We start from the raw sequence: 16,137 nt of genomic DNA on the forward strand, positions 1-16,137 counted from the left end.
TGCGCATCATGACTCCGCCCGTTGACCAGCCTTCGGACCCGGCATCCAGCCAGGTCGCACGCTACCTGGCCGCTCCCGATGCGCCGCCGGTGCCCCTGCCTTACCTGACTTACCTGTTCGAACACGTCGCCGACGTCATCTTCTTCCTGGAGGTGCTGGACGGCGACCGTTACCGCTTTTCCGCTGTCAACGAACGCTTCACCGAAACCACCGGCCTGCCGGTCTCCGCGGTGGTCGGCAAGGAAGTCGACGAGATCATCCCTCCCGCATCGCTGGACCTGGTGAAGTCGAGATACCGGGAAGCCATTGTCACCGGCAAGGTCGTACGCTGGCAGGAAGTGTCGTCCTACCCGACCGGCACCAAGACCGGCGAGGTCACCGTGACGCCGGTGCTCGATGCGGACGGCGCCTGCCGCCTGCTGATGGGCGTCGTGCACGACATCACCGAACATGTCCATAACCGGCACCAGCTCGAACTCGCTTCGCTGATGTTCGAGAACAGCCACGATGCGATCGCCGTGCTCGACCCCGAGGGCCGCATCGAGGCGGTCAATCCGGCCTTCACCGTGGTGCGCGGCTTTTCGCTGGACGAAATTGCCGGCAAGGCGCCGCGCGTGTACGCCGCCGGCCTGCAAGAGCCCGGCTTCGATGACGCCTTGTGGGCGCAGCTGCGCGCCACCGGAAATTGGCAGGGCGAATTGTGGAGCCGGCACAAGGATGGCCACGTACTGGCCGAATACCGCACCATCACCGCCGCCCGCGGTCCGGACGGACAGGTCCGCAACTACATCGAGATCGGCACCGACATCACCGAGAGCAAGCGCGCGGAAGAACTTGCCTGGCGCCAGGGGAACTACGATGTCCTGACGGGCCTGCCGAATCGCCAGATGTTCATGGAGCGCGTGGCCCAGGCGATCCACGATGCCGACCAGGAGGCCGGCAGCTTCACCCTGCTGGTGATCGACCTCGACCGCTTCAAGGACGTCAACGAAACCCTGGGCCACTCCGCGGGCGACGAGATCCTGAAGGATGCCGCGAAGCGGCTGCTCGACTGCACGCGCGACGGCGACACCGTGGCGCGCCTCGGCGGCGACGAGTTCATGGTGCTGCTGGCCTCGGCGCGCACCGTCGACCGGACGGCGCAAACCATCATCCAGGCGATGGCCCGCCCGTTCGCCATCGCCGACGAAACCCTGCACCTGTCGGCCAGCATCGGCATTACGCATTACCCGCGCGATGCCACCGACATGGAAAGCCTGATCAAGCACGCCGACCAGGCCATGTACGTGGCCAAGCAGCAGGGACGCAACCGCTATGCGTATTTCTCGCATGTGATGCAGGAGCGCGCCCAGGCGCGCCGGCAGCTGATCAAGGACTTGCGCAACGCGCTGGGCGAACGCCAGCTCGAAGTCCACTACCAGCCCATCGTCGACCTGGCGACCGGCTCTCTGCAGAAGGCGGAGTCGCTGGTGCGCTGGACCCATCCGCAACGCGGCATGATCGGCCCGGCCGAATTCATTCCCCTGTGCGAAGAAACCGGGATGATCGTCGAGCTCGGCGAACAGATCTTCGAGACGGTGGTGCGCGACGTCGCCGACTGGAAACGGGAGCATGGCACCATCCTCCAGGTCGGCGTCAACATGTCCCCGGTCCAGCTGCTGTCCGGCCGCGAATCCTGCGAGCGCTGCTTCCAGCTGGCCAGGAATGCCGCGCTGCCGGAACATACCCTGACCGTCGAAGTAACCGAGGGCATGCTGCTCGACAACAACCCCATCGTCGTCCAGCAATTGCGCCAGATCGCCGAGCATGGCATCGACCTGGCGCTGGACGATTTCGGTACCGGATATTCCTCCCTGTCCTACCTGAAAAAATTCGAGTTCCAGTACCTGAAGATCGACCGCTCCTTCGTCATGCACCTGGAAGCCGGCACCACCGACTTCGCCCTGTGCGAAACGATCGTCACGATGGCCCACAAGCTCGGCATGCAGGTCATCGCCGAAGGCATCGAGACACCCGAACAGCTCGAACTGCTCCAGCAGGCCGGCTGCGATTTCGGCCAGGGTTATCTGTTTTCGAAGGCCGTTCCACGGCGAATCATCGGTCAATGGCTGGCCAGCCAGGCCATGCCATGGATGCGGAGCGGATTTGCGGCACAGGCCTTCAAACGTGCGCATCAGCAATTATCTCAATGATAAGATTGCCTGACTCATCGTTGTGCCTGATCCAAGGAAATCCAGTGAATCGACTACATCCAGTGCGGCCATGCGTCAAGGAAACCGCCTCATGATCTTTCTGCGTCTGCTTGCCCTGCTGGCGGGAGGCCTGGTCCTTATCCTGCCTCCGGCGCTGCTGTCCAATGCCGGCCAGACCGGCATGCCGGCCTGGATCGTCGCCGGCGGCCTGGCCGGGCTCGCGCTGGTAGCGCTCAGCTTCCTCTACATCGCCGTGCTGGGCAAGCGCATGCGCCGTTCCGCGCATGTCCGCATGCTCGGCGGCCTGCTTCTGCTGATCCCGGCCACCGCCGGCATCGTCGTGCTGGCGACGCGCACCAATGCCGAGCTGCTGTGGGCCAGCGGCATGCTGGTGTCGTTCGCGGTACTGCTGTTCATCAGCTTCGTCTACCCGGCAGCGCCGGATCGCCGCCAGCGCCCGATGCGCCAGCGCGAACGCAGCGAGCCCGCGCTTGTGCTGGTCCAGCGCCATCCGTCGGCGGAGCGGCGCGGTTCGCGGTTCTAAATTTTTGGACGGCGCGCCAGATGCCTGTCGAGGGCATTCGCAAACTGCTGGCGGTCGGCCTGGCTGAAGGCGGCGGGGCCGCCGGTATCGATGCCGCCGCTCCTCAACTCTTCCATGAAGGCGCGCATCGTCAGCTGCTGGGCGATATTGTCCTTGGTGTAGAAATCGCCGCGCGGATTCAGCGCATCCCCACCCTTCTCCAGTACCCGCGCCGCCAGCGGAATGTCGCCGGTGATCACCAGGTCGCCCGGCGCCAGGCGCTCGACGATCTCGGTATCGGCGACGTCGGGCCCGCTCGGCACCTGGAGGGCGCGGATGAAGCGCGAACCCGGCACCCGGATCAGCTGGTTGGCGACCAGGGTCACCTGCAGCTGCAGGCGCTCGGCCACGCGGAACAGGATGTCCTTGATCACGCCCGGGCAGGCATCGGCATCGACCCAGATTTCCATGGCCGGCGCCTTATGCCGGCGGCAGGTTGTCCCACAGGTCGCCGGTCGGGCTGATGCGGGGTGCGGCGACGCCGAAGTGCTTATAGGCCAGCGGCGTGGCGATGCGCCCGCGCGGGGTGCGCTGCAGATAGCCCTGCTGGATCAGGTAGGGTTCGAGCACGTCCTCGATGGTGTCGGCGGCCTCGCCGATCGCCGCCGCCAGGTTGCCGATGCCGACCGGACCGCCGGCGAACTTGAACAGCACCGCCTCGAGCAGCTTTCGGTCCATCACGTCGAAGCCGACGGTGTCGACGTCCAGCATCTTCAATGCGCGGTCGGCCATGTCCTTGGTGATCTCTCCGGTGCCCTTCACTTCCGCATAGTCGCGCACGCGGCGCAGCAGGCGGTTGGCGATACGCGGGGTGCCGCGGGCGCGCTTGGCGACTTCGCGCGCGCCGTCCTCGTTGATCGGCGCCTCCAGCAGCGCCGCGCTGCGGGTCACGATCCTGGTGAGTTCGTCGACGTTGTAGAACTCGAGGCGGGCGACGATGCCGAAGCGGTCGCGCAGCGGATTGGTCAGCATGCCGGCGCGGGTGGTCGCTCCCACCAGGGTGAACGGCTGCAGGTCGAGCTTCACGGAACGCGCGGCCGGACCCTCGCCGATCATGATGTCGATCTGGTAGTCCTCGAGCGCGGGATACAAAATCTCCTCGACCACCGGCGACAGGCGGTGGATCTCGTCGATGAACAGCACGTCGTTCGCTTCGAGGTTGGTCAGCAGCGCAGCCAGGTCGCCCGGACGTTCCAGCACCGGGCCGGAAGTCTGGCGCAGGTTCACGCCCATCTCGCGCGCGATGATGTGGGCCAGCGTGGTTTTACCCAGGCCAGGCGGACCGAACAGCAGGGTGTGGTCGAGCGCCTCGCGGCGCTTGCGGGCGGCCGAGATGAAGATCTCGAGCTGGTCGCGGATTTTCGACTGGCCGACGTATTCGTCGAGGTGCTTGGGCCGCAAGGCGCGCTCGATCGCCTCCTCGTTCGGCGAGGCCGGCGCGGCGTCGATGATGCGCTGCTCGGTGAAGTTGTCGGTTTGGATGCTCATATGTGTTAGCGAATGAACGTCGTCCCCGCGAAGGCGGGGATCCAAGTTTGCGTGCGTTTCGATAGCTCAAGCAGAACTTGGGTTCCCGCCTGCGCGGGAACGACGGGTTTCAGGCCTTCGACAGCGACTTGAGGGCCAGCTTGATGCCCTCGGAAACACTGGTCCCCGCCGGCATGTTCTTGATCGCAGCCAGCGCTTCCTTGTCAGAATACCCCAAGGCCAGCAGCGCATTGAGCACGTCAGCCTGGGCGTCGTCCTGCACGGCGCCGCCGACCGCGCCGATGTCGGCACCCAGCTTGCCCTTCAGTTCCAGCAGCAGGCGCTCGGCGGTCTTCTTGCCGATGCCCGGGATCTTGACCAGGCGTCCGGCTTCCTGCAGGGTCACGGCCTGGGACAGGTCGGCCACCGACATGCCGGACAGGATGGCCAGCGCGGTGCGGGCGCCGACGCCGGTGATCTTGATCAGCTGGCGGAACACGGCGCGCTCGTTGGCGGAGCCGAAGCCGAACAGCAGGTGGGCGTCTTCCCTCACCACGTAGTGGGTGAACAGCACCACCTTCTCGCCCGTGTGCGGCAGGTTGTAGAAGGTGCCCATCGGCACGTCGACCTCGTAGCCGACGCCTTGGCAATCCACGAGCACTTGCGGGGGATTCTTTTCCAGCAGCACGCCGGAGAGACGACCGATCATGGTTGACCTTTCAATGTAATCAGGAGGAGACCAGGCGGCCGCGCCGCATGTGCAGGGCCTGCTTTTCCGGGGACAGCGAACCGATCAGCGCCAGCGCATCCATGCCGTGGGCGTGGCAGATCGCGATGCCGAGGGCGTCGGCGGCGTCGGTGCCGGGCAGGCCGGGAAGTTTCAGCAGGCGCGCCACCATTTCCTGGACCTGGGCCTTGACGGCCTTGCCACTACCGACCACGGCCTGCTTGACCTCGGCCGGCGTGTATTCCGCCACCTCGAGATCGGCCCCGACCAGCGCCGTGATGGCGGCGCCGCGCGCGGCGCCGAGCAGCAGGGTCGACTGCGGATTGACGTTGACGAAGACTTTTTCGATGGCCGCGCAGGCCGGCTTGTAAGTAGCGACGACTTCGCTGATGCCGCCCAGGATGATCTTGAGGCGCGGCGGCAAGGCGCCCTCCGTGCCGGTCTTGATGGTGCCGGATGCGATGTAGCGCAGCCGCTGCCCGTGTTTTTCAATGACCCCGAACCCCGTCGTGCGCAGGCCCGGGTCGATGCCGAGAATAATCATTATCGAATGTTATACCGGCTGGCTTGTTTCGTGGGAAAAATACTGTGCAAAAACACAGGTGCATGGCAAACATGCCACGCAAGGTGCGTGGGCTCGTGATTGAGGCCCCCGGCATCAATCACCCCACGCATATCGCCAGATCAGTGACGGAAGTGGCGGGTGCCAGTATAGAGCATGACCACGCCACGCTCGTCAGCCGCATCGATCACTTCCTGGTCGCGCATCGAGCCGCCCGGGTGAATGACGCAGGTCGCGCCGGCATCGACCACCACGTCCAGGCCGTCGCGGAACGGGAAGAAGGCATCCGACGCCACCGCCGAACCGACCAGCGAGAGGCCGGCGTTCTGGGCCTTGATCGAGGCGATGCGGGYGGAATCGATGCGGCTCATCTGGCCGGCGCCGACGCCCAGGGTCATGCCGTTGGCACAGAACACGATCGCGTTCGACTTGACGAACTTGGCCACGCGCCAGGCGAACATCAGGTCCGCCAGCTGCTGCGGGGTCGGCTGTTTCTTGGTGACCACGCGCAGGTCGGCCGGCAGTACGTTCTTCGCATCCGGCGATTGCACCAGCAGGCCGCCGCCGACGCGCTTGACGTCGAACAGGTTCTGGCCCTCACCCAGCGCAATCTCGAGCAGGCGCACGTTCTGCTTGGCCGCCATGATCTGGCGCGCTTCCGCCGTGAAGGCCGGGGCGATCACCACTTCGACGAACAGCTTCGCGATCGCTTCGGCCGCCTGGCCGTCGACCGGCACGTTGAAGGCGATGATGCCGCCGAAGGCCGAGGTCGGATCGGTCTTCAGTGCGCGCTGGTAGGCGTCCAGGGCGTCGGCGCCGATCGCCACGCCGCAGGGATTCGCGTGCTTGATGATCACGCAGCCGGCCGGCTGCTCGAGGCCTTTCATCGTCTTGACGCATTCCCAGGCGGCATCGGCATCGGCGATATTGTTGTACGACAGTTCCTTGCCCTGCAGCTRGCGGTAGTTGGCCAGGCTGCCGGCGGCCGGGACCAGGTCGCGGTAGAAAGCGGCGCTCTGGTGCGGGTTCTCGCCGTAGCGCATGTCCTGCACCTTCTCGAAGTGCAGGTTCAGGGTCTGCGGGTAGGCGGCGCGGGTGGCGTGCTGCTTGTCATCGCCCAGGCTGGTCAGGTAGTTGGTGATCGCGCTGTCGTACTGCGCGGTGTGGGCGAAGACTTTCTTTGCCAGACGGAACTTGGTGTCGTAGGACACGCTGCCGGCGGTCTCGCCGGTACCTTTCATTTCCGCCAGCACCGGACCGTAGTCGGCCGGATCGACGAGCACGACGACGTCGCGGTGGTTCTTGGCCGCCGAGCGCAGCATGGTCGGGCCGCCGATGTCGATGTTCTCGATCGCATCTTCCAGCGAGCACTGCTCCTTGGCGACCGTGGCCTGGAAGGGGTAGAGGTTGACCACCACCATGTCGATCTGCGGGATGCCATGCTCTTCCAGTTTGGCGATATGCTCGGGAAAGTCGCGCCGCGCCAGGATGCCGCCATGCACTTTCGGGTGCAGGGTCTTGACGCGGCCATCGAGCATTTCCGGGAAACCCGTGTAGTCGGCGACTTCGGTGACGGGGACGCCATTGTCCTGCAGCAGCTTGGCGGTACCGCCGGTCGACAGGATGTTCACGCCGAGTGCGGACAGCGCGCGCGCGAAATCGAGCACGCCGGTTTTATCGGAAACGGAAATGAGGGCTTGTTTGATCATGGGAGAGGCCTGTTGATAAAAATCGGTGCGAGCATGGAGTGTCTACTACGCCGGACAGGGTCGGCGCACGCTCGCACGCCGGCCCTCCCGCCGGCGTTTACAGCAGCCCGTGCTCCTGCAATTTCTTGCGCAGGGTATTGCGATTAATGCCCAGCATCTGCGCGGCATGCGACTGGTTGCCCTCGGCACGGGTCATCACCACTTGCAGGATCGGCTTTTCGACGGTCAGCAGCATCATGTCGTAGATATTCGTCGGTTTCTGCTCGCCCAGGTCGTTGAAATAATCTTCGAGGCTTTTCTGAACGACTTCCTGGATACTTTCTTTGCTCATGTGCTACTTCACCTTGGTTGATGTGCCGCTTTTGGCAGCCCTGTCTCCGATTGTTTCTTATTTTTTTGCTATTACTTGATTATTCGTTCATGCCGCAATCGCGACATCATCGGAATGCGCGGGCCGGTATTGTAACCGCTCGCCATACCGCTGTTGCGATTTGAAAAATTCATCCACGGCCGCCAGCTGCTCGGCGGTCGATTCCAGCAGGTTCATGCGCTGGCGGAATTCCTCGCCGCCGGGCAGGTCCTGCACATACCAGCCGATGTGCTTGCGCGCGGTGCGCACGCCCAGGTATTCGCCGTAGAAGGCGTAATGGGCCGGCAGGTGTTCGTTCATCAGCTCGCGCACTTCCTCGACCAGCGGCGCCGGCAGGTATTCGCCGGTGCGCAGGTAGTGATCGATCTCGCGGCAGATCCATGGACGGCCCTGGGCCGCGCGCCCGATCATGACGGCGTCGGCGCCCGTGTGGTCGAGCACGAATTTCGCCTTTTCCGGGGTCGTGATGTCGCCATTCGCCACCACCGGAATCGAGACCGCCGCCTTTACCGCGGCGATGGTGTCGTATTCGGCATCGCCCTTGTAGCCGTCGGCGCGGGTGCGGCCGTGCAGGGTCAGCATGGCGATGCCGGCCTGCTCGGCCATGCGCGCGATCGTCAGGGCATTCTTGTTCTGGCGGTCCCAGCCGGTGCGGAATTTCAGCGTGACGGGCACGTCGACGGCACCAACCACGGCTTCGAGGATCCGCTGGACCAGGTCTTCGTGCTGCAGCAGGGCCGAGCCGCACCAGTTGTTGCAGACCTTCTTGACCGGGCAGCCCATATTGATGTCGATGATCTGGGCGCCGCGGTCGACGTTGAACTTCGCGCATTCCGCCAGTTCTTCCGGCACCGCGCCGGCGATCTGCACCGCCTTCGGCTCCATCTCGCCCGCATGGTCGGTGCGCCGCGAAGACTTTTCGCTGGCCCACAGGCGCGGATTCRAGGCTGCCATCTCCGACACCGCATAGCCGGCGCCGAGCTTCTTGCACAGCTGACGGAACGGGCGGTCGGTCACCCCGGCCATCGGAGCGACGAAGACATTGTTACGCAGCGCGTAGGGACCAATTTGCACGGGAGAAAAACCAGAAAATAATCGGGAACTCGCTATTTTACCCGAAGCGCTGCTCAATTTATCAGCACACTTTTATCGTGTGTTGCAAATCTGACATAAACCTCTGTCAGCTTAGTTCGTCGAGCAGGGCCGGACGCAGGTGCGCCACCTCGCCCCAGCTCTCGAGCAGGAGTTTTCCGTCGTCGATGCGGAAGCGGTTGATGCTGGCGTTGTAGACCTTGAAGTCGCGCGGCGTCTCCAGCGGCAGCGCCCTGGCCATCCGGTAGGCGCATTCGAGCACCCCGCCATGGGCCACCATGGCGATGGTCCGGTCCGGATGCGCGGCGGCGGTGGCCAGGATGGCGCTGGTCGCGCGGGTGTAGAACTGGCGGAAGGTTTCACCACGATTTTTGCCAGTTGGCAAAATTGCGTCGACATCGCGCGCCTGCCAGGCGGCAAATTCGGCCGGGAAGCGCTGTTCGATCTCGCTGTACAGCAAGCCTTCGAAGCCGCCGTAGCAGCGCTCGCGCAGGGCCGGGTCGACGTGCAGGGGCATGCCGCGCAGGGTGGCCACGGCCTGGGCCGTCTGGCGGGCGCGGTGCAGGTCGCTGGAGACGACCACGTCGATGGACTCGGACTCCAGCGCTTCGGCCAGCAGCCGGGCCTGGCGTTCGCCTTCCTCGTTCAGCGGGATATCGAGATAGCCCTGCAGGCGGCGTTCGGCGTTCCAGGCGGTTTCGCCATGGCGGATCAGGAGAATCTTGTTCAATTATTTATCGATGATAGTGGCGGCGATTTGCGGGTTCAGCGAATACACGCCGAAGATCCGCGCTTCGTCCAGAATGTGGCCCGTGATCGCCAGGCGCGCTTCCCTGCCGGTGAAGCGCCCGGTCAGCGGCAGGCGCGGGATGTCGAGGGCATACAGCGTGAACACATAGGTGTGGATGCGCTCGTCGTTCCAGGGTGGACAGGGGCCGTCGTAGCCGTAGTATTCGCCAGCCATGTCGGGATCGTTGGCGAACCAGCTCGTATAGTCGTTGATGCCGTGGCGCAACTGGTGCTCGGTGCCGTTCTTGATCGTGAACGGGACCAGCGGACCGCTCTTGCCGCCCGGCGTGACCATGTCCGAGAACAAGCCTTCGGCAAAGGAAGTCAGGCTGACCGGGATGTCGACCAGCGACCAGTGGTAGAAGTCGGTACGCGGCAAGGCGTCCGGCACCGCCCTCCCCTCCTGGTTGACGTCGGCGCCGCTGGCCGGCACGTCGAGGTCGTGACACAGCAGCACCAGGGACTCGGCGCCGGCCGGGACGTCGTCCCAGGCGAGGTGGGGACTGCGGTTGCTCGACAGCTTGATGTGGTCGCCGGGATCGATCTCGGCGAACGCGCAGCGGGGCGGAATGAGGCCGCCCTCGATAAAGGAATCGCTCCAGATTTTCATCTCTCAGCCCTCCATTTCCCTCTGAGCCTCTGCCAAACCCGGCATGGCGGCGTTGCATTCGTCTCGCCGTACTGGCGTACTGTCTTCGCGGTCCGCCGCTGCGGCGATGCCCCTTGCCCTGCCGGCTTTGCCAGACGCTCTTTTACATTGACCTGCGCCACCCGCCGCAGTTTCAGCTCAAGACCTTGGGTGGATCAATACGAAGCCAGAAAGTCACTGGACCGTCATTGGTCAGCGAGACCTGCATGTCGGCGCCGAAGCGGCCGGTCTCGACCTTACCGTGACGCTCGCGCGCCTGGCGCACGAAACGCTCGAACAGGCGGCGCCCGTCGTCCGGCGCGGCCGCCGGCGAGAACGAGGGCCGGGTGCCGGAGCGCGTGTCGGCCGCCAGCGTGAACTGCGGCACCAGCAGCAGGCCGCCCTCGACGTCGGCGACGCTGCGGTTCATCTTACCGGCCTCGTCGGAAAAGACGCGGTAGCCGAGCAGCTTCGCGAGCAAGGCGTCGGCCTCGCGCTCGGTATCGCCCTTCTCGGCGCAGACCAGCACCATCAGCCCGCGGCCGATGGCGCCGACGGTCTCGCCGTCGACCACGACGCTGGCCTGGGTCACGCGCTGCACCAATCCGATCATGCGGCGGCCAGGGTCACGCGCGCGAACTTGCGCTTGCCGACCTGCAACACGAAGGTGCCGGCCTCGACCTGCAGCGACTTGTCGGACACGACCGTGCCGTCGATGCGCACGCCGCCCTGGTCGATCATGCGCATGGCTTCCGAGCTGGAAGCGCACAGGCCGGTCTGGCGCAGCAGCTGGGGCAGGCCCAGCGGGGCGCCGCCGAGGCTCACTTCCGGCACGTCGTCCGGAATGCCGCCCTTCGAGCGGTTGACGAAGTCGGCCAGCGCATCCTCGGCCGCTTTTTGCGAGTGGAAGCGCGCGACGATTTCCTGGGCCAGCGCAACCTTGGCGTCGCGCGGGTTGGCGCCGCCCTCGACGGCCTTCTTCAGCGCCGCCAGCTCGTCCAGCGAGCGGAAGGACAGCAGCTCGTAGTACTTCCACATCATCACGTCCGAGATGCTCATCAGCTTGCCGAACATGGTGTTGGCCGGCTCGGTGATGCCGATGTAGTTGTTCTTGGACTTGGACATCTTCTCGACGCCGTCCAGGCCTTCGAGCAGCGGCATGGTCAGGATGCACTGCGGTTCCTGGCCGTAGTCCTTCTGTAACTCGCGGCCCACGAGCAGGTTGAATTTCTGATCCGTTCCACCCAGCTCAAGGTCTGCTTTCAAAGCGACCGAATCATATCCCTGCATGAGCGGATACAGGAACTCGTGGACCGAAATCGGAGTCCCATTCTTGAAGCGCTTGGTGAAGTCATCGCGCTCCATCATTCGTGCCACCGTGTAACGCGAGGCCAGCTGGATCATGCCTCGCGCGCCCAGCGGATCGCACCACTCGGAGTTGTAGCGGATTTCCGTGCGTGCGGCATCGAGCACCAGCGAGGCCTGCTTGAAATAGGTCTGCGCATTGGTTTCGATCTGTTCGCGGGTCAGCGGCGGACGGGTCACGTTGCGGCCCGAGGGATCGCCGATCATCGACGTGAAGTCGCCGATCAGGAAGATGACCTGGTGGCCCAGGTCCTGCAGCTGGCGCAGCTTGTTCAGCACCACGGTGTGGCCCAGGTGCAGGTCGGGCGCGGTCGGGTCCAGGCCCAGCTTGATGCGCAGCGGCTGGCCGCTCTGCTCGGAGCGCGCCAGCTTCTGGGCGAATTCGCTCTCGATCAGCAGTTCGTCGACACCGCGTTTGGTGATCGCAAGGGCTTCCTGGACGGCATCGCTCAAGGGAAGAGCCGTCGCGCCGGCCGAAGTTGCATTTTTTGCATTAGCAGAAAGCTCAGCAGAAGTCATAAAAATCTTGTAGGAATAAGGCTAAAACGGTTGTAGGACCCAGTATTTTGATATAATTCGCGATCCCGTCAATCTTGCCGCATGAAAAGTTCCACAGACAACAAGTAAGAAAACAAAAAGAAAAAGCGTTGGTCTTGGGACGATGAAGCGGTAAATTTTAACTGATTGCATGAACCCAATACAGAAAATCACCGGCAAGCGCTGGTTCGGTCTCGCAGAGACCAGCCGCAAAACCCGCATCATCGCGGGTGGCGCCGCTGCCCTGGCCCTGTGTGCCTTCGGCGCGACCGCAGTCGCCCCGATCGCGCCGGACGCCTCCGACATTCCTGTCAAGTCCATCGCACAAGACCTGCAACTGCCGAACCTGGCTGACCAGATCGCCGCGCTGCAGCAGGACCAGCAGGAATTCATCCACGAAGAACGCATCCGCCCGGGCGACTCGCTCGGCTCCGTCTTCACCCGCCTCGGCATCGACGACCAGCAGGCAGCGGCTTTCGTCCGCAACGACAAGCTGGCCCGCAGCATCCTCTCCCTCAAGACCGGCAAGCGCATCCAGGCCGAGACCGACGAGAACGGCCTGATGCTGTCGCTGCGCGCCACCATCGCCGTCGACAAGGATCAATTTAATACCGTTACCGTGACGCGCAAGGGCGACAAGTTCGTCGTCACCAAGGCGCCGGCCGAACTCGAGCGCCGCGTCGAAATGCGTTCGCGCGAAATCAGCACCTCGCTGTATGCCGCTACCGACGCCAACGTCGACGGCGGCCAGATCCCGGATTCGGTGGTCAACCAGATCATCGAGATGTTCTCGACCAACATCGACTTCCGCTCGGACCTGAAGCGCGGCGACCGTTTCAACGTCGTCTACGAAAACTTCTACCAGGATGGCGAACTGGTCCGTACCGGCCGCGTGCTGGCCGGCGAGTTCATCAACCGCGGCGTCGCCTACCAGTCGGTCTGGTACGAAGACCCGGTCAGCCACCAGGGCGGCTACTACAGCCTGGACGGCCAGTCGCTGAAGAAAGCCTTCCTGAAGTCGCCGGTCGCCTTCAGCCGCATCTCCTCCGGCTTCTCGATGCGCATGCACCCGGTGTTCAATGTGTGGAAAGCGCACAAGGGCGTCGACATGGCCGCCCCGACGGGCACCCCGATCCGCGCCGCCGGCGACGGCACCGTCGACTTCGTCGGCGTGTCGAACGGCTACGGCAACATGGTCGTGCTCAAGCACTGGTCGAACTACAGCACCGCCTACGGCCACATGAGCCGCTTCGCCAGCGGCCTGCGCCGCGGCGAGAAGGTCCACCAGGGCGATGTGATCGGCTACGTCGGTTCGACCGGCTGGGCAACCGGCCCGCACCTGCACTACGAATTCCGCATCGGCGGCCAGGCTACCGACCCGATGAAGCTGAAGAACCTGCAGGCCCAGCCGTTGAACGCCGGCGAACTGTCGCGCTTCCGCATGGCCGCCACCGATATGTCGCACCGCTTCTCGTTGCTGAATCCGGCCGGCAACGCGATGGCTGCGCGCTGAGCTGCAACTGAATCGTAGATAGAATGAGGCGCCTTGCACTGCACAGTGCAAGGCGCTTTTTTTTACTCAAGAGCCCATTCAAGCAAATAGAATATGAGCGCTTCCTCCCTCTACATCGGCCTGATGTCCGGCACCAGCCTGGACGGCGTCGACGGCGTCCTGGCCGATTTTTCCGGCCGCGGCATCCGCACCCTGGACGCCGCCTTCACGCCCTTCCCTGCCGAACTGCGCACCGAGCTGATGGCCCTGCAGGCGGCCAGCGAGAACGAACTGGAGCGCGAAGCCCTGGCCGCGAACGCGCTGGCGCGCTGCTACGCCGATTGCGTGCAGCAACTGCTGGCCCGGGCGCCGGGTCCGGTACGCGCCGTCGCCGTGCATGGCCAGACCATCCGCCACCGCCCGGAACTGGGTTTTACGCGCCAGACCAATAATCCGGCCCTGCTGGCGGAGTTGACCGGCGTCGACGTGATCGCCGATTTCCGCACGCGCGACATCGCCGCCGGCGGCCAGGGCGCGCCGCTGGTGCCAGCTTTTCATGAAGCCCGTTTCGGCAAGCCGAAGATGCTGAGGGTGGTGGTGAATATCGGCGGCATCGGCAATATCAGCGTGCTGCACGGCGACGGCCGCGTGAGCGGCTTCGACACCGGCCCAGGCAACGTGCTGATGGATCTGTGGGTTGCGCGCCACACCGGCAAGCCCTATGACGAGGATGGCGCCTTCGCGGCGGCCGGCAAGGTGGACGGAAAACTGCTGGAGATCCTGCTGGACGAGCCATATTTCCGCCAGCCGCCGCCCAAGAGCACGGGGCGCGACCTCTTCCATGCGGAATGGCTGGATGCGAAGCTGCTCCAGCGCCCCGGCCTGGCCCCGGCCGACGTCCAGGCAACCCTGACGCGCCTGACGGCGGTGACGATCGCGCAGGCGATCCAGGATGCGACCGCCGGCCGGCCGGCCCAGGCCGTCTACGTGTGCGGCGGCGGCGCCTATAACGGCATGCTGCTGAAAGACATCGCAGAGGCGCTCGGCGGCGGGATTCCGGTGGCGTCCACCGAAGAACTCGGCGTGGCGCCGAACCGGGTCGAGGCGCTGGCCTTTGCCTGGCTGGGTTACCGCTTCACGAGGCGCCAGCCGGGCAACCTGCCGGCAGTGACCGGCGCGGCGGGCCTGCGCGTACTCGGCGCCTTGTATCCAACCTGAGGAGCGTTCGATGACGCCCTATATTACCCGGCTGTCCACGCCTTCGATCGATACCTACCGCATGCTGCGCGTCGGCGCCGGCCTGAGCCCGAAGCTGGTGGAGGCGGCCGCGAAAGGCTTGCCGAACACGCTGTTCGCCGTGCAGATCCTGCATGAAGGCGCGCCGGTCGGCATGGGACGCGTGATCGGCGACGGCGGCTGCTTCTTCCAGGTTGTCGACATTGCCGTCCTGCCGGCACACCAGGGCCAGGGACTCGGCAAGACCATCATGCGCGAGATCATGGCCTATATCGAGCGCGAGGTGCCGGACAGCGGCTACGTCAGCCTGATCGCGGACGGCAAGGCGCATGCCCTGTACGCGCAGTTCGGTTTCGTGCCGACGGCGCCGGCATCGATCGGCATGGCTTACCGGCGCGCGCCGGCCTGACAATGAAATGGCCGCCGCGGCAATGCCGGGGCGGCCATTTGATGAATGCGAAGAACGATTACGCCGAGAACGACGAACCGCAGCCGCAGGTCGAGGTGGCGTTCGGGTTCTTGATGACGAACTGGGCGCCTTCGAGGTCGTCCTTGTAATCGATCTCGGCGCCGACCAGGTACTGGTAGCTCATCGAGTCGATCAGCAAGGTGACGCCGTTCTTTTCCATGGCGGTATCGTCGTCGTTCATGATCTCGTCGAAGGTGAAGCCGTACTGGAAGCCCGAGCAACCGCCGCCCTGCACGAACACGCGCAGTTTCAGGTCGGGATTGCCCTCTTCCTCGATCAGCTGGGCGACCTTCTGCGCGGCGCTATCGGTGAAGTTGATGGGCGACGGCATGGTGTCCTGCTCTTGCGAGCGATGCAATTCGGCGATTGCGGTCATGGATAAACTCCTGATTGAATTCGGATTTCGTCCATTATAGACGGTTGGCGCCAGTCATGCTGATGCCCCTTCCGCGGCGACGCCCAAATGAAACACCGGCTCGGCGGCCGGGATCGGCGCGGCTTCGTGGGTCAGCTTGCCCGTCACCAGGGCGCCGCCGTGCATTTCCAGCAGGCGGTAATGGACATCCCCATGTATGCGGCCTTTCGGCTGTAATTCAAGCAGTTCCGTCGACCGCACCGTCCCGGCGATATGGCCGTTGACAACCAGGTTGGCGCAGCGCACCTCGCCCTCGATGCGCGCGTGCTCGGAAACGATCAGGACGCTGTCGGCGGCGGCATCGCCGGCAATCACGTTGCCGTGCACCTCGCCGTCGATGCGCAGGCCGCCGGTGAATACCAGGTCACCTTCGATGCGTGCGGAAATGCCGATCAGGCTATCGATTTCGCTTTTTGCATTACGACCGAACATGGGACTCCCCTCGCGTTGTGATGGGTTGCCAAGCAAGCTAGTGCAAAGATCAATTTACCGTGCTCAACATCA

Annotated in this window: 18 protein-coding genes; 5 read left to right on the forward strand and 13 right to left on the reverse strand. The window is 64.4% G+C overall.

Annotation, left to right across the window (positions count from 1 at the left end; translation table 11 throughout):
* Window positions 1–8: 8 nt before the first annotated feature.
* Together AC1DIX_RS15230 and AC1DIX_RS15235 are read left to right on the forward strand one after the other, a co-directional pair.
* Window positions 9–2,192: a putative bifunctional diguanylate cyclase/phosphodiesterase gene (locus AC1DIX_RS15230; RefSeq protein ID WP_477325426.1), complete on the forward strand. Its 2,184-nt coding sequence runs from the start codon at window positions 9–11 to the stop codon at window positions 2,190–2,192.
* Window positions 2,193–2,283: 91 nt separating this feature from the next.
* A complete protein-coding gene (locus AC1DIX_RS15235) occupies window positions 2,284–2,736 on the forward strand; it encodes a hypothetical protein (RefSeq protein ID WP_477325428.1) in 453 nt (150 codons plus the stop codon).
* Here AC1DIX_RS15235 and AC1DIX_RS15240 read toward each other — a convergent pair.
* The 11 genes from AC1DIX_RS15240 to tyrS all read right to left on the reverse strand — a co-directional run bounded on the left by AC1DIX_RS15240 (window position 2,733) and on the right by tyrS (window position 12,003).
* Window positions 2,733–3,185 (reverse strand): YaiI/YqxD family protein, encoded by a 453-nt coding sequence (locus tag AC1DIX_RS15240; protein WP_477325430.1) that lies wholly within the window; start codon window positions 3,183–3,185, stop codon window positions 2,733–2,735. The two genes, AC1DIX_RS15235 and AC1DIX_RS15240, sit on opposite strands and share 4 nt — an antisense overlap.
* Window positions 3,186–3,195: 10 nt before the next feature.
* Entirely contained in the window at window positions 3,196–4,263 is a 1,068-nt protein-coding gene (gene ruvB / locus AC1DIX_RS15245; RefSeq protein WP_442124010.1) for a Holliday junction branch migration DNA helicase RuvB, read from the reverse strand.
* Window positions 4,264–4,372: 109 nt separating this feature from the next.
* Window positions 4,373–4,951, reverse strand: coding sequence for a Holliday junction branch migration protein RuvA (gene ruvA / locus AC1DIX_RS15250; RefSeq protein ID WP_442124011.1), 579 nt, complete (start codon window positions 4,949–4,951; stop codon window positions 4,373–4,375).
* Window positions 4,952–4,970: 19 nt separating this feature from the next.
* Window positions 4,971–5,513 (reverse strand): crossover junction endodeoxyribonuclease RuvC, encoded by a 543-nt coding sequence (gene ruvC, locus AC1DIX_RS15255; RefSeq protein WP_477325432.1) that lies wholly within the window; start codon window positions 5,511–5,513, stop codon window positions 4,971–4,973.
* Window positions 5,514–5,653: 140 nt separating this feature from the next.
* On the reverse strand, window positions 5,654–7,240 hold the full coding sequence (gene purH / locus AC1DIX_RS15260; protein WP_477325434.1) for a bifunctional phosphoribosylaminoimidazolecarboxamide formyltransferase/IMP cyclohydrolase: 1,587 nt from the start codon (window positions 7,238–7,240) through the stop codon (window positions 5,654–5,656).
* Between the two features lie 97 nt (window positions 7,241–7,337).
* Complete coding sequence (locus AC1DIX_RS15265) at window positions 7,338–7,571, reverse strand: helix-turn-helix domain-containing protein (RefSeq protein WP_036235444.1); 234 nt, start codon at window positions 7,569–7,571, stop codon at window positions 7,338–7,340.
* An 87-nt stretch (window positions 7,572–7,658) separates the two neighbouring features.
* On the reverse strand, window positions 7,659–8,684 hold the full coding sequence (gene dusB / locus AC1DIX_RS15270) for a tRNA dihydrouridine synthase DusB (RefSeq protein ID WP_477325436.1): 1,026 nt from the start codon (window positions 8,682–8,684) through the stop codon (window positions 7,659–7,661).
* A gap of 106 nt (window positions 8,685–8,790) precedes the next feature.
* A complete protein-coding gene (locus AC1DIX_RS15275) occupies window positions 8,791–9,432 on the reverse strand; it encodes a histidine phosphatase family protein (protein ID WP_477325438.1) in 642 nt (213 codons plus the stop codon).
* Complete coding sequence (locus AC1DIX_RS15280; protein ID WP_477325440.1) at window positions 9,433–10,101, reverse strand: YbhB/YbcL family Raf kinase inhibitor-like protein; 669 nt, start codon at window positions 10,099–10,101, stop codon at window positions 9,433–9,435.
* Between the two features lie 172 nt (window positions 10,102–10,273).
* On the reverse strand, window positions 10,274–10,732 hold the full coding sequence (gene dtd, locus AC1DIX_RS15285; RefSeq protein WP_477325442.1) for a D-aminoacyl-tRNA deacylase: 459 nt from the start codon (window positions 10,730–10,732) through the stop codon (window positions 10,274–10,276).
* On the reverse strand, window positions 10,729–12,003 hold the full coding sequence (gene tyrS, locus AC1DIX_RS15290; protein WP_477325444.1) for a tyrosine--tRNA ligase: 1,275 nt from the start codon (window positions 12,001–12,003) through the stop codon (window positions 10,729–10,731). The genes dtd and tyrS overlap by 4 nt, the downstream gene beginning before the upstream one ends.
* Window positions 12,004–12,172: 169 nt before the next feature.
* Between tyrS and AC1DIX_RS15295 the strand changes: the two genes are divergently transcribed.
* The 3 genes from AC1DIX_RS15295 (at window position 12,173) to AC1DIX_RS15305 (ending at window position 15,158) form a co-directional block, all read left to right on the forward strand.
* The gene (locus AC1DIX_RS15295; RefSeq protein WP_442124019.1) at window positions 12,173–13,534 is read left to right on the forward strand and encodes a M23 family metallopeptidase; all 1,362 of its coding nucleotides are present in this window, start codon (window positions 12,173–12,175) and stop codon (window positions 13,532–13,534) included.
* Window positions 13,535–13,627: 93 nt separating this feature from the next.
* On the forward strand, window positions 13,628–14,731 hold the full coding sequence (locus AC1DIX_RS15300; protein ID WP_477325446.1) for an anhydro-N-acetylmuramic acid kinase: 1,104 nt from the start codon (window positions 13,628–13,630) through the stop codon (window positions 14,729–14,731).
* A 10-nt stretch (window positions 14,732–14,741) separates the two neighbouring features.
* Entirely contained in the window at window positions 14,742–15,158 is a 417-nt protein-coding gene (locus AC1DIX_RS15305) for a GNAT family N-acetyltransferase (RefSeq protein WP_442124021.1), read from the forward strand.
* Window positions 15,159–15,216: 58 nt separating this feature from the next.
* Here the strand turns inward: AC1DIX_RS15305 and erpA are convergent, their stop codons facing one another.
* Window positions 15,217–15,594, reverse strand: a complete 378-nt coding sequence (gene erpA / locus AC1DIX_RS15310; protein WP_442124022.1) for an iron-sulfur cluster insertion protein ErpA — start codon at window positions 15,592–15,594, stop codon at window positions 15,217–15,219.
* Between the two features lie 54 nt (window positions 15,595–15,648).
* Window positions 15,649–16,065: a bactofilin family protein gene (locus AC1DIX_RS15315; protein WP_442124023.1), complete on the reverse strand. Its 417-nt coding sequence runs from the start codon at window positions 16,063–16,065 to the stop codon at window positions 15,649–15,651.
* Window positions 16,066–16,137: the final 72 nt, after the last annotated feature.

This window comes from Massilia sp. 05N420, from assembly GCF_056397205.1.

What these genes read in the sequence shown, in the direction of transcription:
- AC1DIX_RS15230 (WP_477325426.1), top strand. Translation starts at nt 9, where the DNA reads ATGACTCCGCCCGTTGACCAGCCTTCGGACCCGGCATCCAGCCAGGTC.
- AC1DIX_RS15235 (WP_477325428.1), top strand. Translation starts at nt 2,284, where the DNA reads ATGATCTTTCTGCGTCTGCTTGCCCTGCTGGCGGGAGGCCTGGTCCTT.
- AC1DIX_RS15240 (WP_477325430.1), bottom strand. Translation starts at nt 3,185, where the DNA reads ATGGAAATCTGGGTCGATGCCGATGCCTGCCCGGGCGTGATCAAGGAC.
- ruvB (WP_442124010.1), bottom strand. Translation starts at nt 4,263, where the DNA reads ATGAGCATCCAAACCGACAACTTCACCGAGCAGCGCATCATCGACGCC.
- ruvA (WP_442124011.1), bottom strand. Translation starts at nt 4,951, where the DNA reads ATGATCGGTCGTCTCTCCGGCGTGCTGCTGGAAAAGAATCCCCCGCAA.
- ruvC (WP_477325432.1), bottom strand. Translation starts at nt 5,513, where the DNA reads ATGATTATTCTCGGCATCGACCCGGGCCTGCGCACGACGGGGTTCGGG.
- AC1DIX_RS15265 (WP_036235444.1), bottom strand. Translation starts at nt 7,571, where the DNA reads ATGAGCAAAGAAAGTATCCAGGAAGTCGTTCAGAAAAGCCTCGAAGAT.
- AC1DIX_RS15280 (WP_477325440.1), bottom strand. Translation starts at nt 10,101, where the DNA reads ATGAAAATCTGGAGCGATTCCTTTATCGAGGGCGGCCTCATTCCGCCC.
- dtd (WP_477325442.1), bottom strand. Translation starts at nt 10,732, where the DNA reads ATGATCGGATTGGTGCAGCGCGTGACCCAGGCCAGCGTCGTGGTCGAC.
- tyrS (WP_477325444.1), bottom strand. Translation starts at nt 12,003, where the DNA reads ATGACTTCTGCTGAGCTTTCTGCTAATGCAAAAAATGCAACTTCGGCC.
- AC1DIX_RS15295 (WP_442124019.1), top strand. Translation starts at nt 12,173, where the DNA reads ATGAACCCAATACAGAAAATCACCGGCAAGCGCTGGTTCGGTCTCGCA.
- AC1DIX_RS15300 (WP_477325446.1), top strand. Translation starts at nt 13,628, where the DNA reads ATGAGCGCTTCCTCCCTCTACATCGGCCTGATGTCCGGCACCAGCCTG.
- AC1DIX_RS15305 (WP_442124021.1), top strand. Translation starts at nt 14,742, where the DNA reads ATGACGCCCTATATTACCCGGCTGTCCACGCCTTCGATCGATACCTAC.
- erpA (WP_442124022.1), bottom strand. Translation starts at nt 15,594, where the DNA reads ATGACCGCAATCGCCGAATTGCATCGCTCGCAAGAGCAGGACACCATG.
- AC1DIX_RS15315 (WP_442124023.1), bottom strand. Translation starts at nt 16,065, where the DNA reads ATGTTCGGTCGTAATGCAAAAAGCGAAATCGATAGCCTGATCGGCATT.